At 74.2% G+C, this 18,826-nt stretch carries 20 protein-coding genes; 9 read left to right on the forward strand and 11 right to left on the reverse strand.

Annotated elements, in window-relative coordinates; genetic code table 11:
- Nucleotides 1-39 precede the first annotated feature (39 nt).
- The 3 genes from FHU30_RS45290 to FHU30_RS45300 all read right to left on the reverse strand — a co-directional run bounded on the left by FHU30_RS45290 (nt 40) and on the right by FHU30_RS45300 (nt 2,760).
- Nucleotides 40-789 carry an FAD:protein FMN transferase gene (locus FHU30_RS45290; protein ID WP_253883915.1) on the reverse strand — a complete coding sequence of 250 codons (750 nt, stop codon included), beginning with the start codon at nt 787-789 and terminating at the stop codon, nt 40-42.
- A complete protein-coding gene (locus FHU30_RS47550) occupies nt 782-1,006 on the reverse strand; it encodes an FMN-binding protein (protein WP_253883916.1) in 225 nt (74 codons plus the stop codon). Before FHU30_RS47550 ends, FHU30_RS45290 begins: the two co-directional genes overlap by 8 nt.
- A 299-nt stretch (nt 1,007-1,305) precedes the next feature.
- A complete protein-coding gene (locus tag FHU30_RS45300; protein ID WP_253883917.1) occupies nt 1,306-2,760 on the reverse strand; it encodes a ferredoxin reductase family protein in 1,455 nt (484 codons plus the stop codon).
- A gap of 146 nt (nt 2,761-2,906) precedes the next feature.
- On the opposite strand from FHU30_RS45300, the gene FHU30_RS45305 reads away from it, so the two are divergent.
- Both FHU30_RS45305 and FHU30_RS45310 read left to right on the forward strand, forming a co-directional pair.
- Nucleotides 2,907-3,635, forward strand: a complete 729-nt coding sequence (locus FHU30_RS45305) for a response regulator transcription factor (RefSeq protein WP_301324570.1) — start codon at nt 2,907-2,909, stop codon at nt 3,633-3,635.
- Nucleotides 3,632-5,116 (forward strand): sensor histidine kinase, encoded by a 1,485-nt coding sequence (locus FHU30_RS45310; RefSeq protein ID WP_253883918.1) that lies wholly within the window; start codon nt 3,632-3,634, stop codon nt 5,114-5,116. Before FHU30_RS45305 ends, FHU30_RS45310 begins: the two co-directional genes overlap by 4 nt.
- Here the strand turns inward: FHU30_RS45310 and FHU30_RS45315 are convergent.
- The gene (locus FHU30_RS45315) at nt 5,097-6,647 is read right to left on the reverse strand and encodes a nitrilase-related carbon-nitrogen hydrolase (protein WP_253883919.1); all 1,551 of its coding nucleotides are present in this window, start codon (nt 6,645-6,647) and stop codon (nt 5,097-5,099) included. The two genes, FHU30_RS45310 and FHU30_RS45315, sit on opposite strands and share 20 nt — an antisense overlap.
- Before the next feature lie 132 nt (nt 6,648-6,779).
- Here FHU30_RS45315 and FHU30_RS45320 point away from each other — a divergent pair, with 132 nt between their 5' ends.
- From FHU30_RS45320 to FHU30_RS45330, 3 genes are all read left to right on the forward strand, one after another.
- Nucleotides 6,780-8,048, forward strand: a complete 1,269-nt coding sequence (locus FHU30_RS45320) for a sensor histidine kinase (RefSeq protein ID WP_253883920.1) — start codon at nt 6,780-6,782, stop codon at nt 8,046-8,048.
- Complete coding sequence (locus FHU30_RS45325; RefSeq protein WP_253883921.1) at nt 8,045-8,767, forward strand: response regulator; 723 nt, start codon at nt 8,045-8,047, stop codon at nt 8,765-8,767. Before FHU30_RS45320 ends, FHU30_RS45325 begins: the two co-directional genes overlap by 4 nt.
- A gap of 151 nt (nt 8,768-8,918) precedes the next feature.
- A complete protein-coding gene (locus FHU30_RS45330) occupies nt 8,919-9,614 on the forward strand; it encodes a DUF4389 domain-containing protein (protein WP_253883922.1) in 696 nt (231 codons plus the stop codon).
- A gap of 6 nt (nt 9,615-9,620) precedes the next feature.
- On the opposite strand, the gene FHU30_RS45335 is transcribed toward FHU30_RS45330, so the two are convergent.
- The 7 genes from FHU30_RS45335 to FHU30_RS45365 form a co-directional block, all read right to left on the reverse strand.
- Nucleotides 9,621-9,902, reverse strand: a complete 282-nt coding sequence (locus FHU30_RS45335; RefSeq protein ID WP_253883923.1) for a lasso peptide biosynthesis PqqD family chaperone — start codon at nt 9,900-9,902, stop codon at nt 9,621-9,623.
- Nucleotides 9,903-9,928: 26 nt separating this feature from the next.
- The gene (locus FHU30_RS45340; RefSeq protein WP_253883924.1) at nt 9,929-10,693 is read right to left on the reverse strand and encodes an ABC transporter permease; all 765 of its coding nucleotides are present in this window, start codon (nt 10,691-10,693) and stop codon (nt 9,929-9,931) included.
- 59 nt (nt 10,694-10,752) lie between these two features.
- Complete coding sequence (locus tag FHU30_RS45345; RefSeq protein WP_253883925.1) at nt 10,753-11,754, reverse strand: ATP-binding cassette domain-containing protein; 1,002 nt, start codon at nt 11,752-11,754, stop codon at nt 10,753-10,755.
- Nucleotides 11,751-12,347, reverse strand: a complete 597-nt coding sequence (locus tag FHU30_RS45350; protein WP_253883926.1) for a MauE/DoxX family redox-associated membrane protein — start codon at nt 12,345-12,347, stop codon at nt 11,751-11,753. Before FHU30_RS45350 ends, FHU30_RS45345 begins: the two co-directional genes overlap by 4 nt.
- Nucleotides 12,344-12,763, reverse strand: a complete 420-nt coding sequence (locus tag FHU30_RS45355) for a lasso peptide biosynthesis B2 protein (RefSeq protein ID WP_253883927.1) — start codon at nt 12,761-12,763, stop codon at nt 12,344-12,346. Before FHU30_RS45355 ends, FHU30_RS45350 begins: the two co-directional genes overlap by 4 nt.
- A complete protein-coding gene (locus FHU30_RS45360; RefSeq protein WP_253883928.1) occupies nt 12,760-14,574 on the reverse strand; it encodes an asparagine synthase-related protein in 1,815 nt (604 codons plus the stop codon). Before FHU30_RS45360 ends, FHU30_RS45355 begins: the two co-directional genes overlap by 4 nt.
- Before the next feature lie 178 nt (nt 14,575-14,752).
- Nucleotides 14,753-14,875, reverse strand: a complete 123-nt coding sequence (locus FHU30_RS45365) for a lasso RiPP family leader peptide-containing protein (RefSeq protein WP_253883929.1) — start codon at nt 14,873-14,875, stop codon at nt 14,753-14,755.
- Between the two features lie 424 nt (nt 14,876-15,299).
- Between FHU30_RS45365 and FHU30_RS45370 the strand changes: the two genes are divergently transcribed.
- From FHU30_RS45370 to FHU30_RS45385, 4 genes are read left to right on the forward strand one after another with little or no spacing between them, the layout of a single operon-like run.
- Complete coding sequence (locus FHU30_RS45370) at nt 15,300-16,208, forward strand: ABC transporter ATP-binding protein (RefSeq protein WP_253883930.1); 909 nt, start codon at nt 15,300-15,302, stop codon at nt 16,206-16,208.
- 1 nt (nt 16,209) lies between these two features.
- Nucleotides 16,210-16,950, forward strand: coding sequence for an ABC transporter permease (locus FHU30_RS45375; protein ID WP_253883931.1), 741 nt, complete (start codon nt 16,210-16,212; stop codon nt 16,948-16,950).
- Nucleotides 16,947-18,170 carry a sensor histidine kinase gene (locus FHU30_RS45380; protein ID WP_253883932.1) on the forward strand — a complete coding sequence of 408 codons (1,224 nt, stop codon included), beginning with the start codon at nt 16,947-16,949 and terminating at the stop codon, nt 18,168-18,170. The genes FHU30_RS45375 and FHU30_RS45380 overlap by 4 nt, the downstream gene beginning before the upstream one ends.
- Complete coding sequence (locus FHU30_RS45385; protein WP_253883933.1) at nt 18,167-18,781, forward strand: response regulator; 615 nt, start codon at nt 18,167-18,169, stop codon at nt 18,779-18,781. The genes FHU30_RS45380 and FHU30_RS45385 overlap by 4 nt, the downstream gene beginning before the upstream one ends.
- Nucleotides 18,782-18,826: the final 45 nt, after the last annotated feature.

The raw sequence follows: 18,826 nt of genomic DNA on the forward strand, positions 1-18,826 counted from the left end.
GTGCCGCGCTCGCCGGCAGGTGCGGGAAGGGGGGCTTTGTTAGGCGGGTGTGGATACCGGGAAGGCGGGGGTTTGCCAGGCGCGGCCGGTGGTTGTGATGGCGAATGCTTCGATGTCGGGGAGGGACGCGATCCAGTCGCGGGCGTCCTCGCCCATGGCGAAACCTGCGGTGGCCAGGGCGTCCACGCGGGTCAGGTGGCGGCCTACCAGGGTCAGCGAGACCAGGCCGGTCGAGGCCCGGCCTGTGTGGGGATCGATGATGTGCTCGCCGCGCTCGGACGTTCCGGACGTCGCGACCGCCATGTTCGTCCCGGTGACGATGGCCGTGAGGTCGCCGGGGTGGTGTGGGTGGGCGATTCCGATCCGCCACGGCGCGTCCCGGAGCGAGGATCGGGTTTGGACGTCGCCGCCTGCGTTGATGCAGTGGTCGGTCGCGCCCGCGGCGTAGAGGATGTCCGAGACGGTTTCGGTGGCCCAGCCCTTCACCAGGCCGGACGGGTCGAGCCGTCCACGCGGTGTCGTAGTGAAGTGGCCGTTGCTCTCGGCCTCGATGTCCGCGCATAGGGCCAGTACCTCACGGACTTCGGGCGCGCAGCGGATGAGGGAAAGGGTTCCGGCGGCGAGGCGGGAGATCTGGCTGTCGGGGCGGTAGGTCGAGAACACGGCGTCCACGTGTCGCAGCCAGGTCTCCGCCTCGTCCAGGGCGCGGTGGATCTGGGACGACATGGGCGTTCGGATGGCGAACGAGACGACCGTGCCCATGACGTGGACGACGCGGAGCTCAGGCATGGGCCTTGTCCAGCGCGCTCTGGAGCGAGTTCACGTAGCCCTCGCTGGTGTAGGTCGCCCCGGAGACGGTGTCGATCTTCGCGTTCCCGGCCGCCAGGGCCGCTCGCGTGAGGCGGGGGATGGCCATGTCCGCGAGCTCCCGGTCCCGGCCGTTCTCGGACGGCACCTGGAGGACCTTCACCGCCGCCAGCTTCCCGTCCTTGATCGTCACCTGCACCTGGACGGGACCGTACCGCGTGTCGATGGCGTCTCCGGTGAAGGTTCCGTTCCTCCCGGTCGCACTGGGTTTGGACGAGGCGCCCCCGGATGGTCCGGCGCTCCCGGATGGTCCGGCGCTCCCGGATGGTCCGGCGCCCCCGGATGGTCCGGCGCCCCCGGATGGTCCGGCGCTCCCGGATGGCGACGGGGCCAGGGCGGCTGCTGGGCTGTTGTGATGCGGTTTCAATGCCAGCAGCAGGCCGATGCCGGCGACCGTTGCGCTCGTGGCAAGGACGGCTCGGCGCATAGGCATTCCTCTCAGAACTCGAACGATTCGTGGTGGACGCGGCGCCCCGGGACGCCCGCCCCGCGCAAGGCCCGGTGAGCCGCGTCCGCCATGCCGGGCGGGCCGCACAGGTACACGTCCCGCTCGGCGACGTCGGGTACCACGGCGCGCAGGGCCTCGGGGGTCAGGGGCAGCGAGTACTCGGACGGGTCGTCCACGAAGCACAGCACCCGGCGGCGAGCGGCGGAGGAGGAGGCGGCGAGAGCGTCCAGTTCGCCGCGCAGCGCCAAGTCCTGCGGACGGCGTGCCAGGTAGATCAGCGTGACGTCGCCGGCCATCGTCTCGAAGAGCGTCCGCAGGGGTGTGATGCCGACGCCGCCCGCGAGGAGCAGGACGCCCCGCCGCGAGCGGCGGGCCTCGGTGAGCGCGCCGTACGGGCCCTCCGCCCAGATCCGCGTGCCGGGACGGAGGCGTGCCAGCGCCCGGCTGTGGTCCCCGGACGCCTTCACGGTGATCCGCAGCAGGCCGTCCCGCGCCGGGGCCGAGAGCGAGTACGGGTTCGCCGCCCACCACATGCCCGGCACGAGGAACCGCCATCGGAAGAACTGGCCGGGCGCGGCGCGGAGACCGTCCAGCCGGCGGCCGGTGACGTACACCGAGACGACGCCCGGCGACTCGAAGCGGACCTCGGCCACCCGCATCCGATGCCGCAGGTTCCGCGCGACCGGGACGACGAAGCGGAACCAGGCCAGGACCAGCGAGACGCCGATGAACAGCGCGTACCAGAACGCCTTCGCCAGCGGCTGCCCGACGAACTGCGCGCCGTTCGCGACCTGGTGGGAGAACACCAGGAAGATCGCCAGATAGGTGCCCAGGTGGATCAGGTGCCACGTCTCGTACCGGAGCCTGCGGCGCGCGGCCCGCATCGAGGCGATCCCCACCGCGAACAGCAGCAGCGTGCCGAGCGTGCCCTTCAGCATCTCCGGATAGTGGAACACCAGCGTCCCCGTCTGGTGGATCACGTCCGACCTGGACGTCAGCGCGTACCCCCAGATGACCAGCAGGACGTGCGCGACCGCGAGGCACACCGTGTACCGGCCGCCCGCCGCGTGCCAGCGCGCGAGCCGGTCCGTCCCGACGCCCCCCTCCAGCGCCGGGACGCGGGCCATCAGCGCGAGCATCACCGCGCATCCGTAGGCCGCCAGCAGGCCGGTGATCCGGGCGGCGTCCGTCAGCCATCCGGCCGCGCCCACCACCGAGGACGTCCCGTGCCACCACAGCGCCAGCACCGCGAGTCCGCCCGCGTAGACCAGCCCCAGCGCCCACCACTCGGGCCGCCCTCCGCGCTGCCGCGGCCCTCCGCGCTGCCGCGGCCCTCCGCGCTGCCGCGGCCCTCCGCGCCGGCGCGGCCCGGCGTGCGGGTGCGGGACGGCGGCGGGGTTGCGCTGGGCGCCTGGCGCGTTGTGTTCGGGACGGACTGCTGTCAACGGGGCCTCCTCTCGATCGGCGCCCCGTCACAGTGCCAGCCGAACCTCTGAGAACCCTCTGACCTCGCGCCGCCCTCGCGCCGCCCTCGCGTGTTCTGAGCGGATTCAGAGGGAACGCAGAGGAACGCGGGTGAGACTGGGGGATCATGGACGATGTTCAGGGGCTGAGGCATGCGGACGGCTCGGCGGTCCGGGTGCTGGTGGTGGACGACGAGCCGGACCTCACCGACGTCCTGGGGCGGGTGCTGGCCCAGGAGGGCTGGGAGGTGCGGACGGCCGGGGACGGCGCGGGGGCGGTCGCGGCCGCCCGCGAGTTCCGTCCGGACGCGGTGGTGCTGGACATCATGCTCCCCGACGTCGACGGGCTGAGCGTTCTGCGGGAGCTGCGGGCCGCCGCGCCGGAGGTGTGCGTGCTGTTCCTCACCGCGCGCGACGCCGTCGAGGACCGCGTGGCCGGGATCACGGCGGGCGGGGACGACTACGTGACCAAGCCGTTCAGCCTGGAGGAGGTGCTCGCGCGGCTGCGCGGGCTGCTCCGCCGGGCCGGGCTGACCCGCCGCGCCGCCGCGTCCGCGCTGCTCACCGTCGGCGGCCTCAGCATGGACGAGGACGCCCGCGAGGTCACCCGCGACGGCGACCCGGTGGAGCTGACCCCGACCGAGTTCCAGCTGCTTCGGTTCCTGATGCGCAACCCGCGCCGGGTGCTGAGCAAGGAGCAGATCCTCGACCGGGTGTGGAGCTACGACTTCGGCGGGCGCGCCCACGTCGTCGAGCTGTACGTGAGCTACCTGCGCAAGAAGATCGACGCCGGCCGGGCGCCGATGATCCACACCGTCCGCGGGGTCGGCTACGTCCTCAAACCGGAGCCCCGGTGACCCCACCCCGATCCGCGACCGGCAAGAGCGGGCATGCACTGAGCGGGGTGTTCCCGCGGACGTTGCGGAGCCGGCTCACGCTCGGGCTGGTCGCGTTGCTGGCGTTCTGCTGCCTTGCGGTGGGGATCGCGACGGTCGCCGCGTTGCACGGGTTCCTGGTCGGACGGGTCGACCAGCAGATCGCCGACCTCGGCCCGCATCTCGCGGTCGGGCTGGAGCATGAGCGGCGCCCGGACGCCGACAACCGCACGCCCGACACGCGCGGCGTCCCGCCCCGGTCGTACGCGGCGCGGCTGGTCGGAGGGCGGGTGACCGATACCGGGGTCGTCCGGAACAGGGTGGTGGTCAGGGTTCCTCACTCCGCCGCCGACGACCGCGCGCTCGCGCGGCTGCCCGCTGACCGGCGGCCGCATACCCTCCGGTTGTCGGCGCTGGGCGGCTACCGGGTCGCGGCCTACCGCGGCGACGACGGGGACGTGCTGGTCACCGGGCTTCCGCTGCGGTCGGTGGAGGAGACGACGCGGCGCCTGGAGCTGGTCGAGGCCGCGGTGTTCGGCGCGGTGCTCGTGCTCGCCGCGGTCGCCGCGGCCGGATGGGTGCGGCTGACGCTGCGGCCGCTCCGGCGCGTCGCCGCGACGGCGTCGCGGGTCGCCGAGCTGCCGCTGGCGAGCGGTGCGGTGGCGCTGCCCGAACGGGTCCCGGACGCCGATCCGCGCACCGAGGTCGGACGGGTCGGAGCGGCGTTCAACCGGATGCTCGGCCACGTCGCGGACGCCCTGGCCCGCAGGCATGCCAGCGAGGAGCGGCTGCGCAGCTTCGCCGCCGACGCCAGCCACGAGCTGCGCACCCCCGTCGCCACGATCCGCGGCCACGCCGAGCTGGCGCTGCGCCGCCCGGACGGCGTCCCGGACGACGTGCCGGACGACGTGCGGCACGCGCTCGGACGCATCCAGGCCGAGTCGGTCCGGATGGGCGACCTGGTGGAGGATCTGCTGCTCCTCGCCCGCCTGGACACCGGCCGTCCGCTGGCCGACGAGCCGGTGGACCTGACCCGGATGGTGCTGGACGCGGTCGCCGACGCCCGCGCGGCGGGCCCGGACCACCGCTGGACGATGGAGCTGCCCGAGGAGCCGGTCGTGGTGCGCGGCGACGAGCACCGGCTGCACCAGATGCTCGCGAACCTGCTGGCCAACGCCCGCACGCACACGCCGTCCGGGACGCGGGTGGACGTCCGCCTCGAACGGTCCGCCGAGTCCGCCGTGCTGGAGGTCGAGGACGACGGGCCGGGCGTGCCCGCCGAGCTGCGGGACGAGGTGTTCGACCGGTTCGTCCGGGCGGACCGGGGCCGCTCCCGCGCGTCCGGCGGCACGGGCCTGGGCCTGGCGATCGTCAGCGGCGTGGCCGCCGCGCACGGCGGCCGCGCCGAACTCCTCTCGTCCTCCAGCGGGACCGTCTTCCGCGTCACCCTCCCGGCCGGCTGACCTCCGCCGCCCCGGATTCCGACCTTCTCGCGCCCAGGCCGCCAGTGCCCGAGGACGGGACGGGTACGACGTCCCCGGGGCGCCGACGCATCAGGGCGTAGCCGGTCAGGACGGCCAGCGCGGCAACGCAGAGCCAGGCGAACGTGTCACCGATGACGTCGTAGACGGTCGTCCCGCCGCGGGTCGGGACGTAGGCGACGGTCGTCTCCTCGCCCGCGGCGAAGGTGTCGGTGGTCGCGAGGACGCGGCCCTGGCGGTCGAACGCGCTGGTCAGGCCCTGGCCGTCCTGGCGGAACAGGGCGTAGCCGCCCTCGATCGCGCGCAGCGACGCCTTGCGGGTGTGCGCGTCGCCGTACTCGCGCCAGTCGTGCGAAGGGACGAGGACGATGTCGGCGCGGATCCGCATCATCGCGGGGAAGTCGGCGTCGTAGCAGATGACGTTGGCGAGCCGCCCGTACGGCGTGGACACGACCGGGACGCGGCCGTCGCCGGGCTTGAACGTCTCGGAGCCGGGGATCGGGTGGGCCTTCTGGTAGGTCCAGAGGACCGTGCCCTTCGGGTCGATGAGCAGCGTCTCGTCCTTGCCGAAGGCCGGGCCGGTCGTGCTGTAGACGTTGACGCCGATCTCCAGGTAGACGCCGTCGCGGCGGGCCTCGGCGCGGGCGGCGTCGATGGCCGCCTGCTCGTCCGCCTCCTGCGCGGACACGGCGTTCTCCGGCCAGATGACGATCTTCGCGCCGGCCGCGGCCTCCCGGTGGGTGCTCGCGAGCAGGTCGTCCTGGACGGCGCGCATCGCGGGCCGGACGGTCGAGGCGGGCGCGGCGGCGATGCCCCGCCGCCCGTCCGGGAAGTGGCCGAGGACGGCGCGCTGCGCCTCGCGCAGTTCCGGACGCGGACCGACGCCCGCGATCCGCACGGTGTGCTGCGCGGACGAGAAGAACGCCAGCCGCACGCCCCCGAGCCCGACGACGGCCAGCATGACGCCCGCGACCACCGCGACCGGACGCACCGCGCGACGCGCCGTCCAGGCGAGGTTCGCGGCGGAGGCGGCCAGCGCGATCAGGAACCCGATGCCGTACGAGCCGGTCACGGCGGTGATCTGGAGCAGCGGCAGCTCGCCGTACTGGGTGACCGCGAGGACGCCGAACGCCGTCCCGAACGGCGTGACCAGTGTCAGCAGGAACTCCGACGCGGCGACGCCCGCCGGGAAGACCAGCAGGCCGGCCCAGCCGGGCAGCCCGCGCACCAGCCACCGGTCCAGCAGGTACGGGACGGTCCGGAGCGCGCCGATCGCGACCGTCCCGGCGATGACGACCGGGCCGCCGCCGAGCGCGGACTCCCAGGTCCAGAACAGGGCGGCCGCGACGTTGGCGGCCCAGATCCCGGCGACGGCCGACCAGGCGCGGCCGGTCCGGGAGAAGCGGAGGAGCAGGACGGGGAAGATCCAGGCCGCGAGGGCGACGTCCCATCGGCCGCCGACCGCGAGCAGCATCAGCGCGGTCCCGCTGACCAGGAGGAGGGTTCTCTTCATGGGTAAAACGCTAGGTAGGCGCCCCTCACGGCGCGTCCTCCCGGCTGACGAACTCGGCGACTCCCCGCGCAACCTTCGATGCGCCGCACGGACGATCCGGACCCGCCCCGGAGCTGAATAGCATGAGCGGCCATGAGCACCGACGCCCACCGCAGCGCTCGGATCCGCCTCGCCGCCCTCCGCAGCGCCCGGCTCCGCTTGCCCGCTCTTCCTGGCCGCTTTGCCGGGATTCGCGGTGTGCGGGCGCGTTTCGCCGGGCGGCCGAGGTTGACCGACGTCGCGCTCGGCGGCGGGCTCAGCCTGTTCGACGCCGTCACCCTGTCCACCAGGCATCCGGCGCCGAGCGCGCTCGGCGTGCTGCTGTGGGCGGGGCAGACCGTGCCGCTGCTGTGGCGGCGGCGGTGGCCGCGGAGCGTCCTCGTGGTGATGACCGCGCTGTTCGTGCTGTTCGAGGCGCTGGACGCGGTGCCCGGCAAGACGCCCGGCCCGTACTTCCTGATCTTCGGCGTGTACGCGGTCGCGCGGTACCGTCCGGCCGGCGAGGCGCTCGCCGCGACCGGTGCGGCGGCGGTCGCGGCGATGGCGGGCGAGGTGGCCGCCGGGCACGCCACGGTCCCGCGCCTCGACTCCCTCAACCCCGACACGGCCACCGCGTTCGTCGCCTACTTCGTCGTGGCGTTCCTGCTGGGCTACGGGCGGCGGCGCATCGACGCCGACGCCCGCCGGATGCGCGAGCTGAACGAGCGGCTGCGCGCCGAGCGCGAGACCAACGCCCGGCAGGCGGTCATCGCCGAGCGGGCGCGGATCGCGGGCGAGCTGCACGACGTCGTCGCGCACCACGTCAGCGCGATCGCCGTCCAGGCGCGCTCGACCGAGGACGTCCTCGCGGACGATCCGGAACTCGCCCTGCGCGGCGTCTCGCGCATCGCCGGAACCGCCGACACCGCGCTCGTCGAGATGCGCCGCATCCTCGGCCTGCTCGCGGTCGCCGGGCAGGGCGAGGGCGCCGAGCCGTCGCTCGCGCATCTCGACCGGCTCGTCCAGGCCGCCGAGGCCGCGGGGTGCCGCGTCACCGCGAGCGCCGACCCCGCGGCGCAGGCGCTTCCCGCCGCCGCGCAGGCCTCGGCGTACCGGGTCGTGCGCGAGGCGATCACGAACGTCCTGAAGCACGCGGGCCGGGTCGAGGTCCGGCTGGACGTGCGGTGCAACGCGTCCGAGCTGCGCATCGAGGTCGAGAACGGACCGCCCGGCGACGACCACCGGCCGGTGCCGGGCTCGGGGCACGGACTGGTCGGCATGCGCGAGCGCGTCGCCGCGTTCGGCGGAACCCTGGACACCGGCCCCGCGCCGGACGGAGGCTGGCGCGTCGCCGCCGCATTCCCCTTGGAGGAAGGCCGATGACCACGCCGAGGAGGTCCGAAGACTCCGCGGGTGCGGCGACGCCGATCCGGGTGCTGCTCGTGGACGACCAGGACATGGTGCGCGCCGCGCTCCGCGCCGTCCTCGACCGGCGCGAGGATCTCACGGTGGTCGGCGAGGCGTCCGATGGCGCGAGCGCGGTCGAGGCAGCCGCGCGGCTGCGCCCCGACGTGGTTGTCATGGACGTCCGCATGCCCGGTATGGACGGAGTCGAGGCCACCCGCCGCATCCTGGACGGCTGGCCCGACGAGGGTGCCGCGCCGCCGCGCGTACTCGTCCTCACCACCTTCGACCTGGACGAGTACGTGCATTCCGCGCTGCGGGCCGGGGCGTCGGGGTTCCTGCTCAAGAACAGCCCGGCCGAGGAGTTCGCGCGGGCCGTCCGGGTCGTCGCGGCGGGCGAGGCGATGCTCGCGCCGAGCGTGACGCAGCGCCTGATCGGCATGTTCACCGCGCTGCCGTCCGGGGCGGTCGCCGACCGTCCGGCGGTGCGCGGCCCGCTCGACGTGCTGACCGAGCGCGAGCTGGACGTCCTGCTCCTGGTCGCGCGCGGCCGCTCCAACCAGCAGATCGCCGCCGAACTCGACCTGAGCCAGGCGAACGTGAAGAGCCGGGTGAACCGCATCCTCGTCCGCCTCGGCCTCCAGAACCGCGTCCAGGCCGCGATCCTCGCCCACGAGGCCGGCCTGCTCACCCGCTGAGCACCACCCCGGCCCAGTAGCCCCCGGCCGGATGGACTCCTGAACGCTGCCGCCTTGGTGGAACGGGCTGGCCGGACCAGGTCAGGCGGACTTCCCTGGAGGCCCGCTCGGGCGCACTCTCAAGCGACCGAGCAAGCAGGGAGGCCCTCCCATGAACTTTCCACCGCCGATGCCGCCGCCCGCTCCTCCCGCCGCGCCGCCCGCGCGTCCCCTCCTGGTGGAGGGGACGCCGGACCCGACGCCCTCGCGGGCGCTGTGGATCGTGAAGTGGCTGCTGCTGATCCCGCACTACATCGTGCTGTTCGTCCTCTGGGTCGCGGTGGTGCCGGTGTCGGTGATCGCGTTCTTCGCGATCCTGGTCAACGGGCGCTACCCGCGCGGGCTGTTCGACTTCACGGTCGGCGTGCTGCGCTGGAACTGGCGGGTGACCTACTACGGCTACGGCGTCCTCGCGACCGACCGGTACCCGCCGTTCACCCTGGGCGAGGCTCCGGACTATCCAGCCCGCCTCCGCGTCGCCTATCCGGAGCACCTCTCGCGCGGGCTGGTGCTGGTGAAGTGGTGGTTGCTGGCGATCCCGCACTACCTGGTTTTGGCGGCGTTCAGCGGTGCCGGTGTGTACTCGGCGCACGCGAGCAGCGGGTGGCGGTCGCCCGGCCTGATGGGCGCCGTCGTGCTGATCGTGGTGTTCGCGCTGCTGTTCACGGGGCGCTACCCGCGCGGCCTGTTCCACCTGCTGATGGGGCTGAACCGGTGGAGCCTGCGAGTGTCGGCGTATGTGCTGCTGCTCACCGACGTCTACCCGCCCTTCCGCCTTGACCAGGGGCCGATGGAACCGGAGCTGTAAGGCGCGTCAGCTCACCTCCAGAAGGCCGACTGTCGTGAGGCGGGTGATGATGTCGCGGACGTCCGAATCGGCGCGGGCGGCGGCCTCGGGGTGGGCGGTGCCGAGGGCGCGGGCTGTGTCGGTGCGGGACGCGCCGTCCAGGAGCGTCCTCAAGATGAGGTGGGCGGTGCCGTTGAGCTGCCAGTACTCGCCGGTGCGCCCGTCGAGCAGGACGGCGGCCGGACGGTCGCCGTCCTCCGGGCCGGGGACGGAGACGAGGGAGATGTGATCGGGGAGTCGGACGGTCATGCGTGCTCCTCGGGGGTTGGAGACGGTCAGGCGGTCCGGCGGACGCCTCGGATGGCGATCGGTGCGGCGACCGCCGTCACCAGCAGGGCAAGGGCGAAGGTCGCGGCGACGGCGGGCAGCGCGGGACGCCCCAGCGTCAGGGCGCGGACGGCGGCGACGCCGTGCGTGAGCGGGTTCACCTGCGCGACGACGCGGAGCCACGGCGGCAGCGCCGCGACGGGCAGGAACGCGTTCGAGGCGAACATCAGCGGGAACATCGCCAGCCCCGCCGCCGCCTGGAGGGTCTCGGCGCGCCGGAACCAGCAGGCCAGCGCCATGAACGCCCAGCCCAGCGCCCACGCCACGGCCAGCGCGACGGTGACGGCGAGCAGCAGCGCGAGCGGCCCGCCCCGGCAGCGGTAGCCGAAGACCGCCCACGCGAGCCCGACCAGCGTCGCCAGGCGGAGCACACCGCGGACCAGGCCGGTCGCGCTCTGCGCCACCAGCACCGAACCCAGCCACAGCGGCATCGCGCGGAAGCGCGAGACGAGCCCGCCGCGCAGGTCGTCGGTGAGGCGCGTCGCCGACTGGAGGCCAGACTGGAGGGCGGTCGTCACCATCAGCGCCGGGACGAGGTAGTCGATGTACGCGACGCCCCGAGGGAACCCGGGGACGCGGGCCAGGCCCGAGAGCGCCTGGCCGAAGACCAGCAGCATCGGCAGCGGCTCCAGCAGCGTGATCAGCAGGAGCCGCCGGTCGGCCAATAGCGTCCGGACGGTGTGCACGGTCAGGACGGACATCTGCGTCGCCACGGACGCACCGCCGCCGCGCGAACGCCCCGCGCGCCCGCCGCCGCGCCCCACCACCGCCGTCACGCCGCCCCCCGAACCGAGTCGTCGCGCGCTGAGCCCGCGCTGTCAGGGGTGGCTAGGGCTAGGTAGACCTCGTCCAGGCCCGGTTCGCTCAGGGTGAGGTCGCCGGGGTCGATGCCGGCTGCGTCCAGGGCGCGTAGGACGTCGCTGACCTGCCGGGACGAGGCGGCGGGGACGGTCAGCGTGCCGCGCGCGGGATCCAGTGCCGGGGTGATGCCACCCGCGCGGAGCGCCTGCTCGGCCGCGGCGGGGTCGGCGGGACGGACCGTCACCGAGCGGCTCCCGACCCTGGCCTTCAGCTCGCCGGGCGTGCCGGACGCGACGACCCGCCCGCGACGCAGCACGGCGATCGTGTCGGCGAGCCGGTCCGCTTCGGCGAGGTCCTGGGTGGTCAGCAGCACCGCCGCGCCGTCCCGCGCGAGGCCCCGGACGACGTCCCACAGCGCGAGCCGGGACACCGGGTCGAGCCCGGCGGTCGGCTCGTCCAGGACGACGACCTCGGGCCGTCCGGTGAGGCCGGCGGCGAGGTCGAGGCGGCGGCGGGTGCCGCCCGAGCAGGCGCGCAGCGCCCGCGCGGCGACCTCGGCCAGGCCGAACCGCTCCAGCAGCTCGTCCGCGCGGGCGTGCGCGGCGCGGCGGCCGAGGCCATGCAGGCGGGCGAGCAGGACGAGCGTCGCGCGCGGCGTCATCCGGTCGTCCAGGGCAGCGAACTGCCCGGTCACGCCGATGCGGCGGCGGACCTTGTGCGGCTCGGCCAGCACGTCGAACCCGGCGACGCGCGCGGTGCCGGACGTCGGCCGGGCGAGCGTGGTCAGGACGTCCACGAGGGTGCTCTTGCCGGCGCCGTTGTGGCCGAGCAGGCACAGGACGGTCCCGCGCGGCACGGTCAGGTCCACGCCGTCGAGGGCGACGACCGGCCCGAACCGCTTGCCGATCGCCAACGTCTCGATCGCGTCCGTCCCGGTGGCCGACGCCGCCTTTGTCCCGATCGCCGACGTCATGAAGCCTCCTGCCGGGACGCGCGGACGTCCGGGAACAGCCGCAGCAGTACCAGCCGCACGATCGTGTCGTAGTACCTGACCAGCAGGAACGCGATGGTGACGCCGACCGCCGCCGCGAGAGCGGCCGGAACCGAAAGGTCCGGCGCGCGCACGGCCGAGATCAGCAGGCCGGGCACCGAGAACCCCAGCAGCAGGACGTTCCGCAGGATCAGCGGGTAGCTCAGCGCTGAGCTGTGCCCGCCGAAGCAGCCGCACTCGGCGAACACCCGGCCGCGCACCGCCCGCACGACGACCCCGATGAAGAACGCCAGCAGCCCCGTGGCCAGGACGAACCCGGCGAACGCGGTCGCCGGCAGCGCGGTCAGCACGGCGGCCGCCGCCTCCGCGCACGCGAACGCCGCGGCGAGCACCGTGATCGCGCGCCCGTCCCGCATCGTGAGCCTCCGGACCGTCCGGACGAAGTTCCCGAACCCCTCGCCGTCCCGGACCTTGGTGAAGCACGCGTACCCGAACACGAACACCACCGCGCCCTGCGCGAACCCCAGCGCCGCTCCCGGCGCGGCGGCGGGCATGAGCGCCGCGGCGGCCGTCACCGGCGGCCCGCCGAGATGACCAGCACCTTGGCGAAGGCGCCGACCTCGGCGTTCTCGCCGATCGGGCGGCCCTCGGCCTCCACCCAGGCGTGCGCCTTGAAGGGGTGCAGCCGGACGCCGGTGCACCAGTCCGGCCACGTCCCGCCGAGGCGGCAGAGCAGCGCGGTCGCGACCGACCGCTGGAGGCACACCTGCCCGGCGCAGCGGACGCTGACCGTGACCACGGCCGCCCGCGCGGCCTCCGCCCGGTCCGCGCCGGCGGGACGCGCGCCCTTGCTCACGGCCGCCAGCACCGCCCGCAACTTGGCGGGCGGGAGCGCCGACACCGGACGCGCGACCGCTACCGCGAGCCGCGCCGCGAGCCTGCGCCGCCAGGGCACCCGCCCGGTCGGCTCCAACGTCATGGGCATCGTCATGCGAGCTCTCCTTCGCTGGTTCGGACGCCGCCCGCGCGCACCGCGAGCGACCGCGCCCAGACCTCGCAGGCGACCGTGCTCACCAGCGGCACGAACCCGAGGGCCGTCGGCGGCGGGACGGTCAGGGCGCGGCGCAGGTCGTGGACGTCCACCAGGCCCTGCCGGGCCAGGTAGGAGTCCTCGCACAGGGACAGCAGGTCGTCGCGGTTCTCGCGGAGGCCGCGGTACGCCTCCGCGCCGTACTCGGACTTGGTCGTGCGGCCGAGGAACTCCGGGGGCACGAGCCCGCGCAGGGCGTGGGAGAGGACGGGCTTGTACCGGGTCAGGTCCACGCGCTCCTCGTAGCGCAGGGACAGCGCGGCGTCCACGACGCGGTCGTCCAGGTAGGGCGCCTCCCAGGGCATGCCGGTGATGCGCGCCGCGTGCCGGATGGTCGCGCCGCATCCGCGGACGTCCTGGATGAGGGAGTGCTGGCCGCGCTCGGGCGAGAGCGGCAGGGTCCGCCCGGCCGCGTCGCGCAGCACGGCGCGCGCCGCCTCGACCGCGTCCGGGGTCGCCCACGGCGGCATGATCCCGCCGAGGCCCCAGCCGAACGCGGGCGCGGACGCCGCCGACCCCGGCTTCGCGGCGAGCGCGCCCGCGGACGCCGCGAGCCACTCGCCGAACGAGGCGTCCTCCTTCAGCCCGCGCAGCATCGGTCCCATCGGCCAGCGGTACAGCGCGCGGTACGCACGCAGGTGCCGGACGGCCGCCAGCGGCCGCCGCCGGGCGAGTTCCCGCAGGTGGACGGGTTTGGCCAGGAACAGCTCGTCACCGCCGTGCCCGGTGAGGTGGACGCTCGAACCGCGCGCGGCGACGCGCTGCGCGGTAGCGAGCAGCGCGGCCCGCGTCCGGATCCATGCATACGGCTCCTCAAGGTCGTCGGTGTGGTCGAGGACGCCGGTGAACCACGCCGGGGTCGTCCCGCGGCGGAACACCAGGTGCTCGCCGGGCAGCATCCCGGCGGCGCGGTCGGCCCACGTGCCGTCCTCGTCGGCCCGGTCGTTCGCCTCCATCCGGGACGTGACGAGCCGGCCGGTGTGCTTGGCGGCGAGGAAGCACAGGCTCGTGGAGTCCATGCCGCCGGACAGGTCGGCGCTGACGACGTCCGCGTCTCGTACGCGCGCGCGTACGCCGTCGCGCAGCGCCTCGCGCACGAGGGCCGCCGTCTCCGGAAGCGAGAGCCGCGGCTCGGGCGGCCGCCACCAGCGGACGACCCGTCCCCGGCCGTCCGGGTCGACCTCCAGGGCGCGGCCGGCGGGCAGGGACTCGACGCCGTGCCACAGGCTCTCCTCGGAGAGCGGCCACGGCGTCCACGGCGCGATCATCCGGACGGCGAGCAGCTCGTCGCGGACGGTCGCGCCGAGCGCCCGCACCAGCGGTTCGGGCCGGTCGGACGCGACGACCGCGCCCGCGACCCGCGCGTGGAAGACCTGCCGCGCGGACGACAGCGACCCCTGGACCCAGGAGCTCCCGTCCATGCTGACGGCGAGGTGGAAGCAGCCGCCGAACGCGCGCGCCGCCGAGGCGACCTCGGCGGGCGTCCGGGCCCGGGCGAGCATCCGCTTCAGGCTCCGGACGGTCGCGGTGGACGGCCCGAACAGCACGGCGGCGCGGCTGCCGAGCGCGGCGTACCGGATCTCCGCGGGCGACCAGTCGCCCGCGATCCAGAGGCGGCCGGACGGGTGCCGGAGCGGGGGAGCGGAGCCGCCGGCCGCGAGGGCGGAGGCGGCGGGCCCGACCGGACGGTCGGGAAGCACGATAAAGCGCACGACGAATTCCCGGTGCAGGCGGCGGTGGGTGGAATTGCTCGAAAGAGGAGAGAGGCTCTCGGATGCAGAGAAAGGCTTTCGCGTTCTCGGCCAGTGAGGCGCCGGCACCGGAATTCCGGTGCCGGCGCCCCGGGTTTCACGCTCCGATCAGTCCGGGCCGGAGCGGAGCCCTAGCGGGTCAGTCGCCCACGCAGTTGAAGTAGACGCAGTGGCCGTCCCACTCGAAGCCCCAGCTGGGGTGGCCGAGCGTGACCTGGGTGAAGTTGCCGAGCCGGGTGAGCTCGGGGGCCTGGTAGCGCATTGGCGGCGCTCCTTTCAGGAGGTAGAACGACCGACGGTCGATCGTTCTTTACTCGTTGGCTGACTGCCACTGCGGAGCTTACTTAACGCATTCCTCAAAGGGCCACCTGATAACGTGTCCGCATCCGGTCCCGGACATTCTTATGTGTCCTCCGAGTAAAGCGGACCGGTAGTTTCGTCCGGTTTTATCGGGACGAATTGAACGGGCCGTCCGGCGGTCAAGTGGCGCGGAGGTATCAACCGCTCGCGCGAAACCGGCTGACCGCGCGGCCGGCGGCATCCACCGATCGGTGGATAACGGGATCCACCGCGTTCGTGCCGGACCGGTCGATCCGCCGGGCGCCGCCCGCGCCGCATCATCGAACCCATCGCCGACCGGGCGGACCGGTCAAGGCGGTCCGGTCGCCAGCCGAAACGGGGAGAAGATGCCGATCATCGAGGTGCGCAACCTCCACAAGCGCTACCGCCGCAAGGTCGCGGTCCAGGACGTGTCGTTCGCGGTCGAGGAGGGCGAGGTCTTCGGGATCCTCGGCCCGAACGGCGCGGGCAAGACCACCACGGTCGAGTGCGTCGAGGGCCTGCGCCGGCCCGACGCCGGAACCGTGTCGGTGCTCGGGTTCGACCCCGTCCGCGACGCCGCCGAGGTCCGCGCCCGGCTCGGCGCGCAGCTCCAGGAGAGCCGCCTGCCGAACCGCATCACGGTGCGCGAGGCGCTGGACCTCTACGCCTCGTTCTACAACCGTCCCGCCGACCCGGCCGAGCTGATGGACCTGCTCGACCTCACAAGCCAGAGCGGCACCCGCTTCGCGAAGCTCTCCGGCGGGCAGCAGCAGCGGCTGTCGATCGCGCTCGCCCTCATCGGCGATCCGAAGGTGGCCGTCCTGGACGAGCTGACCACCGGGCTCGACCCACAGGCCCGCCGCGACACCTGGGCGATGGTCGAGCGGATCCGCGAGCGCGGCGTGACCGTCCTGCTCGTCACCCACTTCATGGAGGAGGCCGAGCGGCTCTGCGACCGGCTCGCCGTCATCGACGCCGGACGCGTCGTCGCCGTGGACAGCCCCGCCGGGCTCGTCGCCCGCGTCGAGCCGGAGCAGTGCATCCGGTTCCGGCCGTCCCGCCCGGTGCCCGACGCGCTGCTGCGCGACCTGCCCGAGGTCCGGTCGGTGGTCAGGCGCGGCGAGGGGCTCGTGGTCACCGGGACGGCCGAGGTGCTCCAGGCCGTCACCTCCGTCCTCGCCCGCAACCAGATCATCGCCGCCGACCTGCGGGTCGAGCGGACGAGCCTGGACGACGCCTTCGCCGCCCTCACCGGGCGCACCCTGGAGAGCTGAGATGCTGACCAAGATCACCCTGATGGAGTTCCGGCTGTTCGTCCGAGAGATGGTCGGGCCCGCGCTGGTCATGGCGCTGCCCGTCGCGCTGCTGCTCGGGTTCGGCTACATGCCCGGCGGGACGAAGGGCAGCAAGGACCTGGCCGGGCAGAGCGCGGCCGAGTACATCGCGTCGATCGACGTCGGGCTCGTCCTGGTCGTGCTCGGCTTCACGATCCTGCCGAGCGTGATCTCGGACTACCGGGAGAAGGGCGTGCTGCGGCGGCTCGGGACCACGCCGGTCCGGCCGTCCCGGCTCCTGCTCGCCCAGCTGATCATCATGTCCGCGTCGGCGGTGGTGTCCGTCACGACGGTCGTGCTGCTCGGCTCGGCGCTCTTCGGCACCCCGGTTCCGGTCCGGTTCGGCTGGTTCGTCCTGGCCGTCCTGCTCGGCATGGGCGCGCTGTTCGGGATCGGGCTGGTCGTGGCCGCGGTCGCGCCCAGCGGACGCGCCGGGACGGCCTTCGGGATGGTGCTGTTCTTCCCGAGCATGCTCCTCGGCGGCGTGTACATCCCGCGCGAGAAGGAGGCCGCCGCGATGCGCGCGGTCGGCGACTTCACCCCGCTCGGCGCGACGCTGAAGACGGTCCGGGACTCCTGGCAGGGCCTCGACCCCCGCCCCGCGCAGCTCGCCGCGCTCGCCGCGTACGCTGTGCTGGCCCTGGTGGCGGCGGTGAGGTTCTTCAGGTGGGAGGCACGATGACGGATTGGGAACGGTGGCGGGGCCGGCTGGTCCACGCCGTTCTCTACGTCGCGCTCGCCGCCTCGACGCTGCTGGCGATGCTCGTCGAGCCCGGTGGCGCGGCGGGCGCGCTGACCACGCTCGGCCTCGCCGCCCTCGCGGCCGCCTGGATGCTCGGGATGGCGACGCTCCGGCCGGTCGTCGCGTCGCGGTCGGCGGCGGCCTGGGTCTACTTCGCCGGGCTGCTCGTCCTGTTCGGCCTGCTGCTCTGGCGGTCCACGCTCTTCGGCCTGTTCGCCTGGACGGGCTACCTCCAGGCCGGATGGCTGCCCGGCCGGGGCCGCTACATCGGTGTCACCGCCACCGCGTTCCTGGTCGCCGCCACCTACATCGGCGGCTTCCAGAACCTGACCGTCCGGATGCTCCCGCTCTACGCCGTCTTCGGCCTGGCGGGCACCGCGATCGGCGGCGGGCTCGTGCTCCTCACCAGCAGGCTCGGCGAGCAGAACGCCCGGCAGCGGGAGATGCTGGACGAGCTGACCGAGGCGAACGCGCGGCTCGAAGCGGCCCTGGAGGAGAACGCCGGGCTGCACGCGCAGCTCCTCACCCAGGCGCGCGAGGCCGGGGCGCTGGACGAGCGGGCGCGGATGGCCCGGGAGATCCACGACACGCTCGCGCAGGGCTTCACCGGCATCGTCGCCCAGCTCGAAGCCGCCCTGCAGAACCCCGGCCAATGGGACCGGTACGCCCGGCAGGCCCAGGCGCTGGCCCGCGAGAACCTCACCGAGGCCCGCCGGTCCGTCCAGGCGCTGCGGCCGCAGCCGCTGGAGCAGGCGCTGCTGCCCCAGGCGATCGGCCGGATGAGCGAGCGCTGGGCGGCCTCGCAGGGCGTCCCGATCAGCGTCGAGACGACCGGGACACCGGGCCCGCTGCACCCGGACGTGGAGGTCGCGCTGTTCCGCGTCGCGCAGGAGGCGCTGACCAACGTCGCCAAGCACGCCTCGGCCGGCCGCGTCGGGCTCACCCTGTCCTACCTGGACGACGTCGTGCTGCTCGACGTGCGCGACGACGGCGTCGGCTTCGTCCCGGACGGGGTGTCCGGCGAGGGTTTCGGCCTGTCGTCCATGCGGCAGCGGATGCTGCGCGTCGCGGGCGGCCTGTCGGTGGAGAGCGCGCCGGGCGAGGGGACGGCGGTCAACGCGACCGCGCCCGCCGTCCCGGCGGGGGAGGGGACCCGGTGATCCGGCTGCTGATCGTGGACGACCATCCCGTCGTCCGGGACGGCCTGCGCGGCGTGTTCGGCGCCGTGCCGGACTTCGAGGTCGTCGGCGAGGCCGCCGACGGCGCGGCGGCCGTCGAGCTCGCGGACCGCGCCGACGTCGTGCTGATGGACCTGCGGATGCCGGGCACCGGAGGTGTCGAGGCCATCGCGCGGCTCCGCGCGACCCGTCCGGACGTGCGGGTCCTCGTGCTCACCACGTTCGACTCCGATTCCGACGTGTTGCCCGCGATCGAGGCGGGCGCGACCGGCTACCTGCTGAAGGACGCGCCGCGCGAGGAACTCGTCCGGGCCGTCCGGGCGGCGCACCGGGGCGAGTCCGTGCTGTCCCCGTCGGTCGCGGGACGGCTGATGGCGAGCGTCCGGCGGCCGTCCGACCAGGCGCTCAGCGCCCGCGAGCGCCAGGTGCTCGAACTCGTCGCGAGCGGAGCGACGAACCGGGACGCGGCGCGCGAGCTGTTCGTCAGCGAGGCCACGGTCAAGACGCACCTGCTGCACATCTACGGCAAGCTCGGCGTCCGCGACCGCGCCTCGGCCGTCGCCGAGGGCTACCGCCGCGGCCTGCTCAGCTGACCGCGCCCCCGAGTGATCTTCCGCACCGTCCGGCGCGTTGACCTC

Source organism: Actinomadura rupiterrae (assembly GCF_024172125.1).
GTDB classification, from domain to species: domain Bacteria; phylum Actinomycetota; class Actinomycetes; order Streptosporangiales; family Streptosporangiaceae; genus Spirillospora; species Spirillospora rupiterrae.